17 protein-coding genes are annotated in these 15196 nt (G+C 47.2%); 16 read left to right on the top strand and 1 reads right to left on the bottom strand.

Annotated elements, in window-relative coordinates:
- The first annotated feature begins 119 nt into the window (after positions 1–119).
- The 15 genes from ACOZB4_RS08660 to bshB2 all read left to right on the top strand — a co-directional run bounded on the left by ACOZB4_RS08660 (position 120) and on the right by bshB2 (position 12249).
- Complete coding sequence (locus tag ACOZB4_RS08660; RefSeq protein WP_076321831.1) at positions 120–767, top strand: HAD family hydrolase; 648 nt, start codon at positions 120–122, stop codon at positions 765–767.
- A gap of 332 nt (positions 768–1099) precedes the next feature.
- Complete coding sequence (locus ACOZB4_RS08655; protein WP_379413731.1) at positions 1100–1717, top strand: YqaA family protein; 618 nt, start codon at positions 1100–1102, stop codon at positions 1715–1717.
- On the top strand, positions 1718–2254 hold the full coding sequence (locus tag ACOZB4_RS08650) for a phosphatase PAP2 family protein (RefSeq protein ID WP_076321829.1): 537 nt from the start codon (positions 1718–1720) through the stop codon (positions 2252–2254). It abuts the gene before it with no gap.
- Positions 2255–2276: 22 nt separating this feature from the next.
- Positions 2277–3518, top strand: coding sequence for an MGDG synthase family glycosyltransferase (locus ACOZB4_RS08645; protein ID WP_379413735.1), 1242 nt, complete (start codon positions 2277–2279; stop codon positions 3516–3518).
- A gap of 18 nt (positions 3519–3536) precedes the next feature.
- A complete protein-coding gene (locus ACOZB4_RS08640; protein WP_076321827.1) occupies positions 3537–4172 on the top strand; it encodes a DedA family protein in 636 nt (211 codons plus the stop codon).
- A gap of 173 nt (positions 4173–4345) precedes the next feature.
- Positions 4346–4711: a glyoxalase superfamily protein gene (locus tag ACOZB4_RS08635; RefSeq protein ID WP_076321826.1), complete on the top strand. Its 366-nt coding sequence runs from the start codon at positions 4346–4348 to the stop codon at positions 4709–4711.
- Complete coding sequence (locus tag ACOZB4_RS08630) at positions 4708–5616, top strand: hypothetical protein (protein ID WP_379413738.1); 909 nt, start codon at positions 4708–4710, stop codon at positions 5614–5616. The genes ACOZB4_RS08635 and ACOZB4_RS08630 overlap by 4 nt, the downstream gene beginning before the upstream one ends.
- A 91-nt stretch (positions 5617–5707) precedes the next feature.
- Positions 5708–6232 carry a YfiT family bacillithiol transferase gene (locus ACOZB4_RS08625; RefSeq protein ID WP_379413740.1) on the top strand — a complete coding sequence of 175 codons (525 nt, stop codon included), beginning with the start codon at positions 5708–5710 and terminating at the stop codon, positions 6230–6232.
- Between the two features lie 157 nt (positions 6233–6389).
- Complete coding sequence (locus tag ACOZB4_RS08620) at positions 6390–7391, top strand: Gfo/Idh/MocA family protein (protein ID WP_379413743.1); 1002 nt, start codon at positions 6390–6392, stop codon at positions 7389–7391.
- A gap of 22 nt (positions 7392–7413) precedes the next feature.
- Positions 7414–8361 carry an AraC family transcriptional regulator gene (locus ACOZB4_RS08615; RefSeq protein ID WP_379413746.1) on the top strand — a complete coding sequence of 316 codons (948 nt, stop codon included), beginning with the start codon at positions 7414–7416 and terminating at the stop codon, positions 8359–8361.
- Between the two features lie 14 nt (positions 8362–8375).
- Positions 8376–9464 carry a Gfo/Idh/MocA family protein gene (locus ACOZB4_RS08610; RefSeq protein WP_076321821.1) on the top strand — a complete coding sequence of 363 codons (1089 nt, stop codon included), beginning with the start codon at positions 8376–8378 and terminating at the stop codon, positions 9462–9464.
- A gap of 188 nt (positions 9465–9652) precedes the next feature.
- Complete coding sequence (locus tag ACOZB4_RS08605; RefSeq protein WP_379413749.1) at positions 9653–10447, top strand: helix-turn-helix transcriptional regulator; 795 nt, start codon at positions 9653–9655, stop codon at positions 10445–10447.
- 184 nt (positions 10448–10631) lie between these two features.
- Complete coding sequence (locus tag ACOZB4_RS08600) at positions 10632–11123, top strand: DUF523 domain-containing protein (protein WP_379413840.1); 492 nt, start codon at positions 10632–10634, stop codon at positions 11121–11123.
- A 102-nt stretch (positions 11124–11225) separates the two neighbouring features.
- Complete coding sequence (locus ACOZB4_RS08595; protein ID WP_076321818.1) at positions 11226–11570, top strand: YojF family protein; 345 nt, start codon at positions 11226–11228, stop codon at positions 11568–11570.
- Between the two features lie 22 nt (positions 11571–11592).
- A complete protein-coding gene (gene bshB2, locus ACOZB4_RS08590) occupies positions 11593–12249 on the top strand; it encodes a bacillithiol biosynthesis deacetylase BshB2 (RefSeq protein WP_379413752.1) in 657 nt (218 codons plus the stop codon).
- Between the two features lie 215 nt (positions 12250–12464).
- Here bshB2 and cdaS read toward each other — a convergent pair whose 3' ends face one another.
- Positions 12465–13082 (bottom strand): sporulation-specific diadenylate cyclase CdaS, encoded by a 618-nt coding sequence (gene cdaS / locus ACOZB4_RS08585; protein ID WP_379413755.1) that lies wholly within the window; start codon positions 13080–13082, stop codon positions 12465–12467.
- A 245-nt stretch (positions 13083–13327) separates the two neighbouring features.
- Between cdaS and ACOZB4_RS08580 the strand changes: the two genes are divergently transcribed.
- Positions 13328–15163, top strand: coding sequence for an assimilatory sulfite reductase (NADPH) flavoprotein subunit (locus ACOZB4_RS08580; protein ID WP_379413759.1), 1836 nt, complete (start codon positions 13328–13330; stop codon positions 15161–15163).
- Positions 15164–15196: the final 33 nt, after the last annotated feature.

Raw genomic sequence — 15196 nt, 5'->3', positions numbered from 1 at the left:
CGGTTTCGTCGAAGTATTCAATCCCGATGTGCTCAGAGGCCATAAAACCGGAGTGCTGGGAACGTTACTCGATATAATCTGGCGTTAACTAAAATACATATCAACAAAGGAGCATGAACATGATACAGGCATTTATTTTTGACATGGATGGGGTCATTATTGACAGTGAACCGCTTCACTTTGAAGTCGATATTCAGGTGATGAACGACTACGGATCGGCGATAACCCATGAACAGCTGGAGAAGTATGTAGGCATGACCAATCCGGAGATGTGGGCAGCGATTAAAGATGAACATCAGCTTGCTCAATCCGTTTCGGAAATCATTGAATACCAATTGTCCAATAAAATTGAAATACTCACCTCACGGGAAATGGAGCCTATAGATGGCATTCGGGAGCTCCTTGCTGAGCTTAAAGCACGTAACATACCGGCAGCTATTGCATCATCATCGCCACCAGTATTTATATCGGCCGTCTTGCGTAAGTTCGATCTCTTGGATCAGTTTGAATGCGTTGTGAGCGGTGAAGAAGTGGAGAAAGGGAAACCGGCACCGGATGTGTATCTTAAGGCGGCTGAATTGCTCGGAGTGAATCCAGAGCATTGCATGGTGCTTGAGGATGCAAGGCATGGCGTTGCTGCAGCGAAGGCGGCTGGAATGAATTGCATCGGCTTCGTGAACCCGAACTCGGGGAATCAGGACTTATCGCAGGCCGATCATGTGGTGAACTCGGTCCGAGAGGTCGCGCAAATTTGTCAATTTGAATAGTTCATGGTCTTAGAGCTTGGCAGTTTGGCCGCATATTGCGGCTAAGCTGTTTTTTTTGTTTATGGTCCAAATGGTTATAAACTCAACTTATTGATCATAAAACTCGTTTATACTATATCTACTATATTATATCTACTATTAGTATCTAGACCTAAGTCTAGGTTGATTATCGTCTGAAGACGGAAGTCATCTTTCTTCAATCATGATATTCTTACATTAACATGATATGTGAGAGGAATGTGAACGGATGATTTCGGATATAAATTTGACCCACGATATCGCACAGTATAGGGATTGCCCAGTGTGTAGTCTAGCAGAGGAGACAAGGCCTGATGGATTTTTTACGTAATTTAGGCGATATCGGATTATTTATTCATGCCATGATCGATGCGATTATTTTTCCGATCCCGGCGCTTTTCTCGCAATTGTCTTTAAGTGCATTGAGTCCGGACCGTGCGATCTGGCTCGCCTCGATCGGATTTGTCGGCTGCTTGATCGGAACGCCGATCGGTTATGGAATTGGCAAGGCTTCCGGAAATTTGGTCTTAACCAAGGTCATGAAGAAAAAATGGTACGATTCCGCCACCGCCTTGTTTACCAAGCATGGCGAAGCCGCAATTCTTGTCGGTGCTTTTACACCGATTCCCTTTAAAATCTTCACCATTCTATCCGGCTGCATGAGCTATCCCTTATGGAAACTTCTCACCTACGCAGCGATCGGACGCGCCGTGAAGTTCTATACCGTAGGTGTGCTCTTCTACGTATATGGCCGTGCTGCAGAGAATATGGTGGACAGCGTGCTTACGATTATTTTGATGTCCGTAGGTGCTCTGATTGGAGGGATTTGGCTGACGGTTCACTTAATCAAGAAACGCAGGAAAAAACGTTCGGAAATCCCTGTCGTGCAGGGTTCAAAAGATTCAGTTGATGTAACGGCAGGTGAAGAATGAATGATCGAGCGATTACGAAGATTTGATCACCGGGTATTTGTCTGGTGCAACCAGACGATCAGCAACAGAGCCTTTGATCGGCTGTTCGGCGGCATTACCCATCTCGGCGGAGCCACCTTTACGATTCTGAGCGCACTGCTCATCGCCTGGGCTGCATTTGAAGCATGGGATATAACGGCATATCAGAGTGCCATTGCCTTAACCATTAGCCATCTGATTGTTGTCCTCATCAAGAAGATCGTCAGAAGAGATCGTCCGTTTCGGGTTCTGGAGCAGGTGAAGATTGGAAATTTTCCATTGAAGGACTATTCCTTCCCGTCAGGACACACTACGGCGATCTTTGCCGTCATTACACCATTGTTGTTTCTGGTATCTCCGCTGCCAACGATATTGCTAATTATCCTGGCTGCGCTGGTCGGTCTATCCCGTATATATTGGGGATATCATTACCCAACTGATTGCCTGGCAGGCAGTCTGATTGGATTCGGTTCTGGATGGCTGGTCGTTTACCTGATGCATGTCATTGGAATCACATAACGTTAGATAAGGAGTAATATTCATGAGATCCATATATGAGCAAAAAATCATCATATTAACCGGAAGTCTGGGAGAGGGTCACAACCAGGCATCAAAGGCCATTGTGGAATCAGCAAAAAGAAACTACCCTCATCTGCGCGTGAAAGTCATTGATTACATGGAGTTAACCCATCCACGGCTGCATGTGGCTGGTCAGTTTTTCTTTGTGCAATGGATGAAGCACTTTCCATCCTTTTATGGATACTTATTCCAGAAAACGCGCGAGGAAAACACCCTCATCCAAATGCTGAAACGCTTTAGTACCTTCAGTCTTCACAGGCTCAGCACGATGCTGGAAACGGAAAATCCGGCTATCGTGGTCAGTACCTTTCCGCCGGCAGCAGCGGGGATGTCTCTGCTGAAAGCGATGGGTTTCACAAATGTGCCAACGGCAACCGTCATGACGGACCATACAGATCACAGTTACTGGATACACTCTCATACGGATTATTACATGGTTGGTTCCGATGTGGTACAGGTTGCATTGGAGCGCAAAGGCGTGCCAAGCGAAAAGATCTCTGTGACCGGCATACCCGTTAATCCGCTGTATAGTCAACCTGTCGATCCGGAGCGGCTCCGAGCCTATTACGGCTTGTGTCCATCCGAACAGGTCGTACTGATTATGGGCGGTGGAGAAGGGATGATCGATAAAGAAATAATCGAACTCTTGAAATCAAGGGCATACCCGCAGGGTGTTCGGTTTATGGTCGTGTGCGGCCGCAATATGAAATTATATCAATCACTGCTGGAAGAGTTTTCAGATCATCCGCAAATCACGGTCATGGGTTACGTAGATCGTATGCATGAGTTGATGGCGATAGCGGACCTAATGATTACAAAGCCGGGAGGCCTCACGATTTCCGAGGCATTAACGATGGAACGGCCGATGCTGTTAGTGAAACCCTTGCCAGGCCAAGAACAGGATAATGCGGACTACCTGGTTGGAATAGGCGTGGCACGGCAAGCCATGGCGGGTGAACTGGAGCACCAATTGCTAACATTAATTACAAGTCCGCCCTTATTGCAAGAAATGAAGCGAAGAGCGGCCATTAACACGCATAAAAATTCGGCTTTATCAGTCCTCACAAGATTGATGGATATTCAACAGAATCAGCGCCATTCTCATGAATGGTCTGAAAATATGAATCCGGTGCCCTACGAGGTGCTGAACAAAGAAGTTTATGTAAATGATGCTCTACAACACTACTATGACAGTTATCGGTAAGATGAAGGAGTTTTCCCCATGAATTTGTTTGAATTGGTTGAGCAGTTGTTTGAACAATACGGCTACCTGGTGTTATTGATTGGGCTTCCCCTTGATTTTATTGCTCTTCCAATTCCTCCTGGAAATAGTACCTTAACCTATACCGGGTTTTTGACCTATAAAGGAATCATCGATATGGTTCCTGCCGTTGGCTCTGCTTTTATGGGAGCGGCCATGGGGCTAACCATTACCTATATCCTGGGATACAAGCTGGGGATGCCGCTTATAGAGCGCTATGGAAAATGGCTGTTTATTAAGCCGTCCCTTGTAGAGAAAACGCAGGCCTATTACAACAAGTATGGAAATAAGCTGCTCATTATTTGTTTTTTCATACCCGGGGTCAGGCAATTTATCGGGTATTTTATCGGCATGATTCGGGTTCCCTATCGAACGGTGTGGCTATATGGGTACACGGGCGTAGCCTCATGGGTGCTGGTCTTTTTCAGCATAGGCTTTATATTCGGCGAACAGTGGCAGTACATTCTGAATGTGGTTGAGCATTATTTGAAAGTGATCTTTATCTGCCTGGGTAGTTCATTTCTCGTTCTGCTGGTGTGGAGTCGTGTTAAACGCGAGAAAGCCAAGAAGCTGCCCAAAGTGACCAGGAATGAATAGTTATAAATGAAAAGAATACTTGCCAAAGCTGGCCCAGCAAACGTGGTTTTATGTATCTGTGCTGGGTTTTTATTTTTGGGACGAGCCTTACAGAATTTATGATATATTCTAAATAAGTCAGCAGTACATACATAAGGAGTTTGAAAAATAAAGGATGTAGTAGGGGGCAGATCATGAGCAAAATCATACCATTATTCAGGGTATTCGATGAAACGAAGGCAAGGGAATTCTATATCCAATATCTTGGTTTTACCTTGGATTGGGAACATCGGTTTGATGACTCGGCACCGCTCTACATGCAAATAACAAAGGATTTGTTAACGATTCATTTGACGGAGCATTACGGAGACTGTTCCCCAGGAGCAGCCATTCGCGTGGAGATGGCAGGGATTGAAGGTTTTCACGAACAGCTGCTAAGCCAGAACTATCCGTATTCCAGGCCCGGAATCGAGACTGCACCTTGGAACAGCAAAGAACTATGTGTCGTTGATCCATTCGGCAACCGAATCACTTTCTACGAGGAGTTGGAATCCAAGTGAAGAAGCTAAACAGGATGCGATTTGAACAAGCCAGGCAATATATGCTGCACCAGGCCAGGGACCTTGAACGGGCACTATTCCGGTACGAATTCGAGGACGGGTCGTTTACGGACGTATTAACCAAGCTTGCCAGCTACCAGAACGAGGACGGTGGATTTGGTCATGGTCTTGAGCCCGATCTTCGCTGCAAGGAGTCATCTGCTCTGGCAACAACCAGAGCGCTTGAGATTCTTCGGTTAAATCCAGATCATCCGGAGCGCAGCGAACGGGTTATATCTGCGTTAAAGTATCTTGAGCACTCCTATGTGCCAGAGCGGTCAGGGTGGGACATTATTCCTAAGGAAGCCGAGCAGTCTCCGAGGGCGGTCTGGTGGCAGTACGGAGCCTTCAAGGATCATTGGGGAAATCCGAATGCGGATATCACCGCCTATTTTATCGACGAGCGGGAGTTATACCCTTTAGAGTTTTTGGAATCAAGGATTGATTATGCTGTGAACTACCTGAAACAATCTAGCGATCTTCATGAAATGCATGAATTGTTTTGTTATTTGCGCTTGAACGAAAGGTTGCCGAAAGAACAGGCGTCCGAGATCGAAGAAACTCTTGAGGTCTTCATGGATAATTGCATAAGCAGGGATCCTGGCAGCCGCGAGGGATACGGAGCAACGCCGCTCAGCATTATGGATTCTCCGAATTCACCTTATTTTGCTAAATACCAAGAGCTTCTGCCGCTGGAACTGGATTTGCTTATAGAGAATCAAGGGGAAGATGGTGCCTGGGAGCCCAATTGGAACTGGTACCAGTACGAAGAGGTATGGCCGTTGGCCAAGGAGGAATGGAAGGGCATTCTGACATGGAATGCACTTCGGACGCTGCGTAATTTTGAACGGATTGCGGTGGATTGACATCAGATCAGGAATACTGGACTCGTTGTAAAAAGCTAATATCATTACCATACGAATTTTACAAAAAATGATGATCAAGGAGTGATGGAACATGGATTTGAGATACCCGATAGGGCAATTTGAATGGGAAGGGCACTCCGCGCCTGAACAAAGGGAGCCCTGGATTCAAGAGATTAAGAGCCTGCCGGAGAAACTAAGGGCTGCAGTCCAGGGGCTAAGCCAGGAACAACTGAATGTACCTTATCGAGATGGAGGTTGGACGATCCGTCAAGTCGTTCACCATCTTGCAGATAGCCACATGAACAGCTATATTCGGTTTAAACTTGCTTTAACGGAAGACAACCCAACAATTAAGCCTTATGACGAGCAGAAGTGGGCAGCCCTTCAAGATTCATTGATCCTGGACATTGAGGCATCGCTTGTTTTGCTTGATGGCATGCATGCCAGATGGGGTGCTTTGTTAGACATCATGGATAACGGAGACTATCTCAGAACGTTCTATCACCCAGAGAACCAGCGAAAAACCAGTCTGGAATACGCCATGGGCATGTACGCCTGGCATGGAAAGCACCATACTGCACATATCACATCTGCAAGAGGACGATTGAAATTTTAGATACAGCACAGCCTACTCCGTCAACTGGCGGAGTTTTTTACGTGTCACCGTGTCGTGATATCTAACTTGATTGTCGCAATTTTACACTGTGAATCGGGCGGTTCGTGTGATAGATTAATGGCATGATGTCTTAATATTAGATACTGAGGTGACGAGAATGATTAGAATCGGAAAAATTAGTTATTGGCATGTGCACGCGTGGGATTATACGAAACAAGCGCAGGAGCATCCGGATGCTCAAATCGTAGCGGTATGGGATGAGAACCCAGAGCGCGGAAGAGAAGCAGCGGAGAAGCAAGGCGTACCTTTTTATGAATCCCTGGATGACATGCTGCAGAGTGACGATATCGATGCCGTGATCGTGGATGCTCCGACATCCATGCATAGAGAAGTGATGTTGAAAGCTGCGGCAGCAGGCAAACACATTTTCACGGAAAAAGTAATTGCTGCCACCCTGCAAGAGGTCAATGATATCATCAATGCCGTGAATGAGAACCAAGTCAAATTAACGGTATCGCTACCGCGACTGAATGACGGTTATACTTTGGCGATCCGCGAGGTATTGCAGCAAGAGTTGCTTGGCACCGTAACACTTGTTCGTGTACGCTTGTCTCATAATGGTGCGACTGCCGGATGGCTGCCTGAGCATTTTTACAGCCTGGAGCAGTGCCGTGGAGGCGCCTTAATCGATCTGGGATGTCATCCGATGTATTTGACACGTCTGTTCCTGGGTGAAGAAGCGGTTGATGTCAATGCGAATTTCGGATACATCACGGGTAAGGAAGTGGAAGACAACGCCGTTGCTACGCTTTCTACAGCTACGGGAGCGGTCGGTGTGGTTGAAGCCGGATTTGTTAACAGCTTCTCGCCATTTACGATTGAAATTCATGGTACGGATGGTACGATCCTGTACGGAACGCCGGATAGCAAACTTCTGATTCGTTCAACGAAAAAAGAAGAGTACAAGGATGCTTGGGCCCAGCTGCCGGTACCGGCGAATCGTGCAAGTGCATTTGAACAATGGATTTCCCATATTCAAGAGGATACCATTGCAGAGGAAAATATCGCATTTGCGGTTGAACTAACCAAACTGATGGAAGCATCCAACCGTTCGGCCAAAGAGCATCGCGCCATTCGTTTGGATGAATTGCAAGCATAAGATACAGGGATGATGCATCAGGATGAATAACCATTTTCCATACGAATTGATGAAAGATCGGCAGGATGCCTTGGAGCGACTTGATCTGAGAGTCTATTGGGGGCGTTATGAGATCCGGGTTCTTCGGTTTCATCTCACCACCTTTCCGCCAGGAAAGATTGTCTCCTTCCACAAACATGCGGAGTATGAGTTTCATTTCATACCCCGCGGCAAGGGGACCGTTATTATGGAAGAGGAGCCTTATCCGCTGCGGGAAGGCATGTTTTATTTAACGGGTCCGAATGTGCTTCATTATCAGGAGGCGGATACAGCGGAGCCGATGGACGAATTATGTCTGCATGTGGACATTATTCCACGCGATGAGGTATCCGATCATGAGAGCCAGGCGCTGCCTGTTTCGGATCCATGGGAAATGGCGGAAGCCGATGACTGTATGGAGAAGCTGAGGGGATTACCGCTGAAGCCAACGATGGATATCCATCGTGCGATGCCTTATTTCCTTGAGGCTTATCAGGCTTCTCAGGAGAAGTATTCGGGTCTGTATACAACGATTAAGCAGTGCATTATTCAAATATTGCTGCGCGCTGTACGCGCGTATGAATCCGAGCCATCGGAAGCGGAGCTGCCTTCACGGGATATGAAGGCTTACCGTTATCAATTGGCGCTGGAGTATATCCATGCTAACTCTTCGGGAGAGGTTGTACTGGATGACGTCGCGGAGAAGCTGCATATCAGCTCAAGGCAGCTGCAGCGAATATTCAAGGAGCAAGCGGAAGGACAGTCCTTCAGCGAAATACTGGAACATGTCCGGCTTGAAGCCGTATGCAGGAAACTGATCGATACCAATTGGTCGATTGATAAAATCGCCATCCACGAAGGCTTCTCAAGCGGAAGTTATTTGCATACCGTGTTTCGAAAGAGATATGGATATACGCCATCAACATATCGAGCAATGAATGTGAAATTGTAGGGGGAGTATCAGCCATGAGCAAAACCATTCGAATAGGAATTATTGGAAGCGGCGGCATTGCGGGGGAGCATGCAAAGTATTATAAACAAATTGACGATGTGCAGATTGTTGCCGTAGCTGATATTTTACCCGGCAGAGCCGATCAATTTATTGAGCGCTGGGGACTTCAGGGGGCAATCGGATTTGATGATCACCGCAGATTGTTGGATCTCGACCTGGATGGCGTAAGCATCTGTACGCCAAACGTCGCTCATTACAGTACCACGATTGATGCGCTGTCAGCGGGCAAACACGTAATGCTCGAGAAACCGATGTCGGTCACGTTGGATGAAGCCATCGAGATGGTCCAGATCGCGAAGAAGACAGGGAATATGCTCAATGTAGGCTTCCAGCCGCGTTATGATCCGAACATGGGCATCATTAAGAATCTGATCCAAAACGGCGAGCTTGGAAAAGTCTATTATGTGGAAACCGGAGGCGGTCGCCGCCGTGGGATGCCGGGTGGCACGTTTGTCCGACAGGAGATTTCAGGGGCAGGTGCCATGGCGGACATTGGCTGTTATTCCTTGGATATGGCCCTGAACGCACTTGGATATCCCAAACCGTTGACAGTATCCGCGTATACATCGAATTATTTTGGCACTAATCCCAAATATCACTCCGAATCCGGAGCGTTTAACGTCGAGGATTTCGGCGTAGCGATGATACGATTCGAAGGAGACCTTGTGCTTAACTTTAAAACTTCGTGGGCTATGCATATGGATACCTTGGGGGCGACCATGTTCCTTGGAACGGATGCGGGCATGAAGATTACACCGGCAGGTTCAGGCCCTTGGAGCGGTGTGTGGGATGGGAAGGTAGGATCGATCTCCTTGTTCCATGATATCCAAGGTCATCATACCGAAAGCGCAATACCGCTGGTTCACCATGAGCTTAACGTATTTGAGGAGAAAATCAAGGATTTCGTAAGCGCTGTGCGCGAAGGCAAGCCGGCACCGATCCCGGGCGAGCAGGTGCTTCGGAATCAAGCGATTCTGGACGGCATCTTGCGGTCTTCCCAAAGCAAAAAAGAGGTTGAGATTCATATTCCGGACTTGGATTGATGGTAAGAAAGCCGCGCGTGCAGCGCGGCTTTTTTTGTGCTTGTTTATACTTGTGAGGTGATATTTTTAACATATAAAAGCTTCCATTTTTTAGATGGATATGATAGTATAAATGCGAACAACTGTTCCTCGGAAGAGTTGGATTGGACCCAGACATAATATCCGGAATGAAGGATGGTGCAGACCTGATGACTGATCGATATGCTGAAATCGATGAGGTAATCGCGTATATTCACAATAATATTTATGAGCCTCTTCCGTTATCGACACTAGCGGATTACATAGGATACAGCCCATATCATTTTTCGCGTATATTTAAGGATCGAATCGGACTGCCTCCATTATATTACGTGTCCTCGCTTCGTTTGGAGAAAGCGAAGGACTTGCTATTACATACACATCTGAGTATCCGGGATGTCGCCATGGAGATCGGTCAGCAGAGTCTGGGTACATTTACGACACGCTTTACGGAAAGAGTAGGAGTAACCCCTTCCCAGTTTCGAAACTCGAGGGAAGAGGCGGACGAGCATCTGTTATCCCTGCAGAAACTGAACAGCTGGCGTGACTCCATACCGGTTGTGAATCCCAATCTGACAGTTGAGGGCACGGTAGAGGCAACGGCTCCATTTCAGGGTGTCATCTTGATCGGGCTGTTCGCCAAGCCGATTCCCGAAGGTTTACCGTTATACGGAACTTTGTTATCCTCCGTCGGCTCGTTTCGGTTCGGCGACGTCAGACCCGGAACGTATTATCTGATGGCTACTTCGGTCCCATGGGGCATGCAGGCGGTTGATTTCTTGCTTCCTAAGTCTACCACGCTGCGTACCCGTTCGAAGGAACCCATTTTCGTTACCCCAAATTCTAAGACCCCGCATCTTCATGTAACTCTGCATGTTCCCCGGCTGGATGATCCGCCGATTCTGATTTCTTTGCCATTATTAATGAATCATTTTCTCAAAAGGGTTGCTCCCATGCTGCGTTGAGCCCTGGAGAGGATCGGTTCGTATGTTGATACACTTTTGGCATTGAAGGCTACCGCACACCATGGCAGCTCTTCATTGCATTTCGTTGACATTTGGGTTCTGATTCCTGATACTTGAATGAGGGCGAATGGCATAGGCAGTATTGTTATTTGTAAGTAAGAACGAGAGATTTGAGGTGTCACCTGTGATTGTTGTAAGCTCGTGTTTAGCCGGTTTGCAGGTTCGTTATAACGCTACGGACAGTTTGGATGCGAACATTCAGCAGCTGGTCAAATCGAAGAAAGCTGTGACCGTATGTCCCGAACTTCTTGGCGGATTCTCAACTCCACGGGAGCCTGCGGAGATCGTTGGAGGAAACGGTGATGACGTACTGGCAGGGAATGCTAGAGTGGTTGAATTGTCCGGGAAAGACGTGACCGAGATGTATATAAATGGTGCCTACCAAGCGCTTCGAGTGGCGCAAGAGCTCGGAGCATTGCTGATTGTCCTGAAAGAGAGCAGTCCTTCCTGCGGCAGTGCCATGATTTATAATGGAGAATTTGCCAATGAGAAGATAGCTGGTTATGGCGTAACTACGGCTCTGCTGCGCAGGGAGGGTTATAAGGTTATTTCAGAGCACGACCTTAGCGTATATGCAGCACAGCCGGAATACGCCTCTCTTTTTACTGGGAGATAAATCAAACTTCTTCGTTTATATATTTTCGTCCTGCTCTATAATTATGATAGAATTATCATATCGACTGCTTACATGTTGTGATTCTTTATATTGGAGGGAATTATGGAACTCATAAATCAAACCGAAGTACAACAAATGATTGATAAATTGAAGGACCAGGATTTATATATTCACCTTGAGATGACAACAGGCGCTTATGCTGCCCATTATGACAGCACGAAGCATCCCGCGGCTAACTTTATTACGAATGCAACCATTCGTTACAGCCACGGTTCTATATCCGGCAATGGACCCTATCGGGTTGGATTGAAAATGAGTCAAGGCTGGGTATATACGGAAGGACTCACCCATTTCGAACAGAGTGATACCGATCGGCTGATCATGGCAGGTCATGACAGTCAGGGCAAACTGGTTGTCGCTTTGCAGCTGAGCCGGGAGCCTTTTTAATAGAGAGAGGAGACGAGGATTGATGGAGCAAAACATACTGGTCATATTGCCGCACCCGGATGATGAAGCATTTGGTTTATCCGGAACGTTGGCTAAATATATTATGGAAGGCGCTCATGTTACCTATGCTTGCCTAACGCTTGGGGAGATGGGCCGCAATATGGGCATTCCCCCGTTTGCAAACCGTATCACGCTTCCAACCATTCGCAAAGCAGAGCTGGAGGAATCCTGCAAAGCGATAGGCATACAGGATTTGAGATTGCTTGGTTTCCATGATAAAACGATTGAATTCGAGGATCAAAATAAGCTGGATAGCGCGATTGCTTCCCTGCTTCAGGAGATAAAGCCATCGCTGGTGTTCACGTTCTACCCTGGATATAGCGTTCACCCTGACCATGACGCAACGGGAGCGGCTGTAATCCGCACGATTCAGCGTATGCCTGCCGGGGATCGACCAGTCGTTCAATGTCTGGCATTCTCCAACAATTGTGAGCGAGAATTGGGTAAACCGGATGTTTATCAAGATGTATCCATGTTTATGGTACAGAAGCTGAACTCCATTCAAGCTCATCGCTCTCAATTCCAAGCAGCAGAGCTGCTGGGCAAGAAACAGATGAAGGCCAAGGAAGTGGAGCAGCGCTTCGGGACGGAACGTTTCTGGACCTATACATTTGAATAAATCCCCAACATGGGATGGATCCATAAAAAGAGCCGCAGATGCTAATTCTGCGGCTCTTTTTTGCATGGTTTGGTCTTAAGGCATTGCGGAGAGAATGAATCGGCGTGCCGCCTACTTAGAACAAATCGGATGGATATCAAAACGGTATTAATCGATTAAGTCTTGCACGATGAAAGATGCAGCGATTCCGGCCCGGCCGAGATTCATGTGACTAATTAGGGGCTGCTAATGGATAAGGGGTAAAGCGTTCCTTTCATGCAGAAGGAGGTTTTGCCCGTCTCCTCTGATACAACGAGTACCAAGGCATCGCTGATTTCAGACAGGCCAATGGCTGCACGGTGACGGGTTCCGAGCTTACGTTCACCATAGGTTTTGGCTGTTAAAGGCAACACGTTCGCGGCGGAAATAATCATCTCTTTACGTACGAGCACAGCCCCATCGTGCAGCGGGCTGCCAGGAACAAATATGGATTCAAGCAAGGGACTTGTGATTTCTGCAGACAAGGGAATCCCTGGCGTCATTAACGAATCCAGGCCATCTTCCCGTTGAATCACAATGAGCGCACCCCGTTTTTTTTGACTGAGATGATATATGGATTTCGCGATTTCTTGGTATTTGCTTGTGAAGGGGAAGAGAAAACAATTGAGATAATACGTTGATGAAATCGATTCAGCTTCCAAAAATTTAGTTCTGACAAGGTCTAACTCACCCAGCAGACATGAACTATCCTGGTCCAAATTGACGATGATGTGCTGTAATTGTCTCGTGATATCTGAGAGCTGCTCCTTCAATTTGTTTTTCAGCGGCGTAAAATTGCAATCTTGATTTTGCATCCGATATCTTCCTCCTTATCATTGGTATCATTACCATTCGGGGATATCGATATTCTTTAAAGCTGGTGGAGTTTCACTTATAGTTAAACTCGGAAAATCCGATTTATTAGTAAAACTGATAAATGCTATAAGAACATTGTAATTGACCGGTCCAGGTAAGCTGTGATAGGTTCAAAGGAGAAACAAAATTAATTGTATCGTAATAGTAGGAATTAATAATGTGCGCTTTTGAGAGGTGGATATTGTTGGAACTTCAAGTAATGAACAGTCCTTTTAATCAGGAACAGGTGGAACTGCTGAACCGCCTACTGCCCACACTGACAGAATCCCAGCGGACCTGGCTCAGCGGATTTATCGCTGCATTACAGGGAACGGCAGCCGCAGCAGTTGTGGCAGCACCGCAAGCGAACACGTTAGCCGCTGTATCGGCGCCGGTGGCAACAGCTACTAAAGAAGTCACAGTCCTATACGGATCACAGACAGGCAATGGTCATGGATTATCGAAAAAGTTATCGAAGAAGCTGGAAGAGGTTGGCCTGCAGGTCACGATGTCTTCTATGAGCGATTTTAAACCGAACAATCTGAAGAAGTTACAGAATCTCCTGATTATCGTCAGTACGCATGGAGAGGGTGAACCACCGGATAATGCAATCCCATTCTATGAATTTTTGCATAGCAAGCGGGCACCTCAGGTAGACCATCTTCAATATTCCGTACTGGCGCTGGGGGATACCTCGTATGAATTTTTCTGCCAAACGGGTAAAGATTTCGACAAGCGGCTCGAGGAATTGGGCGGCAAGCGGCTGACGCCAAGAGTAGATTGCGATGTGGACTTTGATGAGTCGGCTGCAGAATGGATGAATCAGGTTCTTCTATCGTTGAACGAGGCTGGAGCGGGATCATCCGTTGTTGAAAATGGGAGTGCGGTAGCCCTGAGCGATAGTACGGAATCGGAATTTTCGAGAAGCAATCCATTTCAAGCGGAAATCCTCGAAAATTTGAATTTGAACGGAAGAGGATCCGACCGTGAAACACGCCATATCGAAATTTCTCTTGAAGGTTCGAATTTGCAGTATGAGCCGGGCGACAGCTTGGGAATCTATCCGGAAAATCACCCGCAACTGGTGGATGATCTCATCGCTGCTATGGGATGGAATGCTGATGAAGTGGTTGTCATTAATAAGCATGGTGAAGCGCGAGCGCTTCGAGATGCCTTGCTCCGTCACTATGAAATTACGGTTCTCACGAAACCACTGATCGAGCAAGTGGTTAAGATTTCAGGGAATGAAGGACTACAATCATTGCTGAAGCCAGGTCATGAGCAGGAATTGCGCACCTATATTGAGGAACGGGATTTACTCGATCTGGTACAGGATTATGGTCTGCAGCAAGTGGCGGCGAGTGATTTTGTATCCATACTACGCAAGATTCCGGCCCGGCTTTACTCTATCGCAAGCAGTTCCAAAGCATTTCCCGATGAAGTTCATGTTACCGTTCGAACAGTCCGTTATGAAGCACATGGCCGCCATCGCTACGGCGTATGTTCCGTACAATTGGCAGATCGTCTGGAAGCTGGCGATTCGCTGCCGGTATACATTCAGCATAACCCGAACTTTAAGCTGCCTGAGAATCCGGACACTCCGATCATTATGATCGGACCTGGTACAGGCGTGGCACCTTTCAGAGCCTTTCTGGGGGAACGGGAAGAGACGGGGGCAGAAGGGAAATCATGGTTGTTCTACGGAGATCAGCATTTCTCAACGGACTTCCTCTATCAGATTGAATGGCAGCGTTGGTTGAAGGATGGAGTACTGACGCGTATGGATGTTGCTTTCTCTCGGGATACGGACCAAAAAGTGTACGTACAGCACCGCATGCTGGAGAAGAGCAAGGAGCTATATCAGTGGCTCCAAGAAGGAGCCTGCGTCTATGTTTGCGGCGATGAGAAGAAGATGGCTCATGATGTGCATTCCGCACTGGGGTCCATTCTCGAGCAAGAAGGCGGCATGAGTCCGGAAGAAGCTGCGGAATATCTGACGCTCATGCAGCAACAGAAACGTTATCAGCGGGATGTGTATTGAGATCATCCCTGTGGTTTTTGAGAGGAGAAAAAG

Source organism: Paenibacillus sp. NPDC058898 (assembly GCF_049316025.1).
Classification (GTDB): domain Bacteria; phylum Bacillota; class Bacilli; order Paenibacillales; family Paenibacillaceae; genus Paenibacillus_AQ.
This window is presented reverse-complemented; position numbering and strand designations above follow the sequence as displayed.